2 protein-coding genes are annotated in these 1,386 nt (G+C 70.4%); both read left to right on the top strand.

Annotation, left to right across the window (positions count from 1 at the left end):
- Positions 1-466 (top strand): MurR/RpiR family transcriptional regulator (locus CCN35_RS26565; protein ID WP_483883429.1); only part of this gene is annotated, 466 nt, incomplete at its 5' end.
- Between the two features lie 182 nt (positions 467-648).
- The coding region (locus tag CCN35_RS26560; RefSeq protein ID WP_483883428.1) for a thiolase family protein at positions 649-1,386 on the top strand (738 nt) is incomplete at its 3' end.

Here is a 1,386-nt window from a genome sequence, read left to right as displayed (position 1 = left end):
CGACGGCTACCCGGCGCTGCGCCGCCATCTGCGCGAGGTCGCCCCCGCCGAGCCCGTGCCCCGGCCGGCCTCGTCCAACGAGTACCAGCAGGCGATCGAGGCCGAGATCGAGAACCTGCGGCATCTGGCGGAGGCGCTGGCCGATCCGGAGCCGGTGCGCGAGGCGGGCCGTCTCCTTGCCGCCTCCCGTCCGCTGCCCGTCCTGGGCCTGNNCCTCGCCTGCGCCAAGGACGCGGGACTGACCGTCGTGACGGTCGCGGACTCCGCCTTCGCTCCGGTCGCCAAGCACTCCGATCTGCTGCTGCCCGCGGCGGTCGGCACCGGGCTCGCCTTCGACACCGCGTGCGCGCCGATGCTGCTGGGCCGGGTGCTCCTGGAGGCCATGTGCGACCACCTGCCCGACGCCCAGGCGTGGCTGGAGGAGTTCGACGGCAAGGCGGCGGAGCGGGGGCTGTTCGTGGAGTGACGCCGGTTTGGGGAAACCGGTGAACGGGGAAGGGCGGGAACAACGGGAACAGGGAAAGCAAGCGCTTAGACAATTGCGGTCAGTGTCACACCGCGGTTTCCGTGACCTCGACCGTACGGGCGGGTAACTTCCAAGCAGCCGCTCACTTTTCCCCATACGTCACACACGTCACTGGAGCCGTGATGCCCGAAGCCGTCATCGTCTCGACCGCCCGTTCCCCCATCGGCCGCGCCTACAAGGGCTCCCTCAAGGACATGCGCCCCGACGATCTCGCCGCCACGATCGTCCAGGCCGCCCTTGCGAAGATCCCGGAGCTGGATCCGAAGGACATCGACGACCTGATGCTCGGCTGCGGCCTGCCCGGCGGCGAACAGGGCAACAACCTCGGCCGGATCGTCGCCGTGCAGATGGGGATGGACCACCTGCCCGCCTGCACGATCACCCGCTACTGCGCCTCCTCCCTCCAGACCACCCGCATGGCGATGCACGCCATCAAGGCCGGTGAGGGCGACGTGTTCATCTCGGCCGGCGTGGAGACGGTCTCCCGGTACGTCAAGGGCAACTCCGACAGCCTTCCGGACACCCACAACCCGCTGTTCGCCGAGGCGGAGGCCCGTACCGCCGCCGTCGCGCAGCAGGAGGGCGCCACCTGGCACGACCCGCGCGAGGACGGCCTGCTGCCCGACCCCTACATCGCGATGGGCCAGACCGCGGAGAACCTCGCCCGCTGGAAGGGCATCACGCGCCAGGAGATGGACGAGTTCGGCGTCCGCTCGCAGAACCTCGCCGAGGAGGCCATCAAGAAGGGCTTCTGGGAGCGGGAGATCACCCCGGTGACCCTGCCCGACGGCACCGTCGTCAGCAAGGACGACGGGCCGCGCCCGGGCGTGACCATGGAGGGCGTGGCCGCCCTCAAGCCG

Origin of the sequence: Streptomyces thermovulgaris (genome assembly GCF_002155915.1) — a bacterium.
Taxonomy (GTDB): Bacteria; Actinomycetota; Actinomycetes; order Streptomycetales; family Streptomycetaceae; genus Streptomyces; species Streptomyces thermovulgaris.
Note: the sequence above shows the minus strand (reverse complement) of the source record. Positions and strands in the feature narration are given on the sequence as shown.